Annotated in this window: 3 protein-coding genes and 1 pseudogene; 2 read left to right on the forward strand and 2 right to left on the reverse strand. The window is 59.8% G+C overall.

What is annotated here, in order from left to right; genetic code table 11:
* Both EN893_RS25875 and EN893_RS25880 read left to right on the forward strand, forming a co-directional pair.
* On the forward strand, positions 1-592 hold a 592-nt coding region (locus tag EN893_RS25875), incomplete at its 5' end, for an EAL domain-containing protein (RefSeq protein ID WP_164901105.1).
* Between the two features lie 133 nt (positions 593-725).
* Positions 726-1466, forward strand: a complete 741-nt coding sequence (locus tag EN893_RS25880; protein ID WP_127270105.1) for a polysaccharide deacetylase family protein — start codon at positions 726-728, stop codon at positions 1464-1466.
* Between the two features lie 71 nt (positions 1467-1537).
* Here EN893_RS25880 and EN893_RS25885 read toward each other — a convergent pair whose 3' ends face one another.
* Together EN893_RS25885 and EN893_RS25890 are read right to left on the reverse strand one after the other, a co-directional pair.
* Entirely contained in the window at positions 1538-2275 is a 738-nt protein-coding gene (locus EN893_RS25885; RefSeq protein ID WP_127270107.1) for a hypothetical protein, read from the reverse strand.
* Positions 2276-2486: 211 nt separating this feature from the next.
* Positions 2487-3180 (reverse strand): annotated as a pseudogene (locus EN893_RS25890) (N-methylproline demethylase); the annotation flags it as partial.

The following is a 3180-nucleotide window of genomic DNA, read 5'->3' on the forward strand; positions in this document are numbered from 1 at the left end:
GGCGATCAACGAGGCGGCCGAATGGAACCGCGCCGGCATTGCCTTCGGACGGCTTGCCGTCAATGTTTCCGGCACCGAGCTGCGCGAACACGATTTCGATGCGTTCTTGTTCGAGACGCTGGAAAAGGCCGGGCTGCCGCCGCAGAAACTGTCGCTGGAAATCGTCGAATCCGTCATCCTCGATGACGAAAAGACGGGTATCGCGGCCAAGCTGCGGCACATCCGGGCAGCCGGCGTCCATCTCGAACTCGATGATTTCGGCACCGGCTATGCTTCGCTCAGCCATGTCAACCCGAACGAGATCGACCGGCTGAAGATCGATCGCCGCTTCGTCCAGAACATCCATGAGAATGGCGACAACTCGAAGATCGTCCGCGCCATCACCGAGCTGGCGCGTGGCCTTGGCATCTCGATCGTCGCAGAGGGCGCCGAAACCGAGGCCGAGCTCAATTCGCTGATGGCGATCGGCTGCGACCAGGTGCAGGGCTACTCCATCGCCTTCCCGATGCCGCACGACAAGGCGCTGGAATGGCTGACCGCCCGCATGCCCAAGAAGGCCAAGCTGACGGTGCTGCAAGGAAGCCTGGCATAGGTTTGCCTTTTTGTTTGCGCATGTCGTTATCCCAAAACCGCTGCGCACTTTTGGGCGACATGCACCGGCTCGCCTTGACAAGCCGTTGTGGACATGGCGGCCTTGTCGTGATCGCAACCGGATATCGGGGCTGATGACACCGTTTCGGTTTGTGCTGGCGGCGGTTTTGATTTTTGCGGTTCCCGCCCAAGGGGCCGATCGCATAATATATCTTACCTTCGACGATGGGCCGCTGAACGGCACAAGCAACATCCTCGATGTGCTGGAAGCCGAGCAGGTTCCTGCAACCCTATTCATGGTCGGCATGCACGCACAGGCTAGCGCCGCCAACAGAGCGCTCGTCCAGCGCGCCAGGCAGCTTCCTCTGGTGACGCTCGGCAACCACAGCTACAGCCATGCCTACAATCACTACCGGCATTTCTACGGCGACACCGAAGGTGTCGTCGCCGACATGGTAAGGGCAAACGCGGTGCTCGGGTTGAAGCCCGTGGTGCATGCAAGGCTACCGGGGCGCGACGTGTTCAGGCTGCCCTCCATGTCGAAGAACGACACCTCGCTTGGGCTCGCCCAGGAGGGGCGTGAAGAGCCCGACTACGAGTTTGTCGCTGCCTCAGGCTTCTATCTCTACGGCTGGGACCATGAATGGGTGCACAAGGACAACGGCGAGCCGGTGCAGAGCGTTGACCATCTGGTCAGCGAGATCGATCACCTGTTCGGCTATGGCCGCTTCGTCAAGCCCGGCAAGCTGATCCTGCTGATGCATGACGAGATGTTCCAGGACAGTTTCGACGGCAAGATGAAGCTGACCAATTTGATCACCGCATTGAAGCTGCGCCACTACACCTTTGGGACAATCCAGGGCTACGACGACTGAGGCGACAAGGACGGCCAGTTCTCAGCGGGTTGCGCATCGACACGCCAATCTGTCGCGGGATCAGCGAGGTGTCAAAGCACCTCGACTGATTCGCCGCGTAACTTGTGGCGGCGCAATTTGATGTATGTGCGTAAATTTGGCGTAATCTGAAAGCCAATCAGCTTCGTCTCCTGGAGGGGAGCAGCCCACGCCATCGTCTCGTAGCGGGCACCGTAACCTTCGATGGTGACGGCAAGATTTTCGCGGCCCAGATACCTCGCCAGAGTGGCACAGGCAGCAACCCTCGATCGTATGGACTGACCGTATTTGGGCGCAAACGCCAATCCTCCGTCCGCCAGGTCATCCACCTCATGGGCAAGCACCAGGAACAAGATGTCCTCGTCGCCGGCCGGCACGCCGGCATCCACAAGGCGCTCGGGGTCTCCGGTATCGAATTTCAGTCCGACCAGGCGGGCGACAAGACCTTCAACCCGGGGACCGATTGTTTGCTCCAGCCATCTGCGGTGTGCATCGGTGCGCCTGCTGGACTTTCCGTCCGGATAGTGGCCGCTGTCGTAGGCAGCGTGAAACATCGCGGCCAGGACAAGATCGACGCTTTTATCGAAATGCGCGGCCGATGACGCAGCTCCCACCGCATGGCAGATGAACGGCCGTCCTGTCTTGCGGTAGCGGCCGTTGAACATCGCGCAACACACACGATACGCCTTTTGCACCCGGGCGATATCGGCAACCGAATATCCATTCTCGTATAGCTGCATGTAGAGCGCCGTATTGGTCTGGCGCGGAACGAACGGATCTTTCTTGGTCAACTTGTCCCCCCGGACTTTGTTAGGTTTTCGTCAACTTTTCTCGGCAGAAGACGCACTGCTTCGCGATTTCCCTGCAGACTTGCAGTAGAATGAAACTGATCCCAAGCGTTTGGATCACCCTAGATCGTTACAAGTACGACAGGGAAAGTCCAGTCTAGGGGCTCTTGCAGGAAGCTTCGGCCGCGCGCTACGATCCTGGCGATAGCTAATTTCAGATTCGCAAGCCGAACCTGATGCCGTCATAGATGGCGGCATGAATGTTGCGCGAGGCGACCGCGTCGCCGATGCGGAACAGAACAAAGCCGCCTTCTGGATTGCGCTTGGGAAAGATGTCGCCACCGCTCACCAGACGCTCGTAGTCGACCGCGCCGCCATTCTTCGACAGCGGCTTCAGCAAGAGGTATAGATCGTCGAGCGGTAGCGTACCGTGCTCGACCACCACCTGGTCGACCCTGCGCTCGCCGCGCCAGCCATCGGCGAAATCCGAAGCCAGCTCTGCGATCAGCTGGTTGCCCTCACGCCGCACCGAACGCAGCCGCGTGTTGATGGTGATGGTGACGCCCTTTTCCTGGAAGGCCCTGATATAGGGCACATGGTTCATGCCGCCCATTTCCGGGGCAAAGAAACGCTCCGGCGATACAAGCTCGAGTTTCGAGCCGGCATTGGCGATCAGTTCGGCGGCGCCCATGCCCTGATGGCCGCCATTGTCGTCATAGAGCAGCACATTTTCGGCCGGCTTGACGCTGCCGGCCATGATGTCCCAACTCGAGGTGACAAGGTTGTCGCCTGATGTCAGCGGCGGGTTCTGCGGCAGGCCGCCGGTAGCGACCACCACCACATCGGGCGACAGCGCCAGGACATCGTCTTTTTCCGCCCAGGTGTCGTAGCGGATCTCGACGCCGAGC

Source organism: Mesorhizobium sp. M7A.F.Ca.CA.004.04.2.1 (genome assembly GCF_004022825.1).
Taxonomy (GTDB): domain Bacteria; phylum Pseudomonadota; class Alphaproteobacteria; order Rhizobiales; family Rhizobiaceae; genus Mesorhizobium.

What these genes read in the sequence shown, in the direction of transcription:
- EN893_RS25880 (WP_127270105.1), top strand. Translation starts at nt 726, where the DNA reads ATGACACCGTTTCGGTTTGTGCTGGCGGCGGTTTTGATTTTTGCGGTT.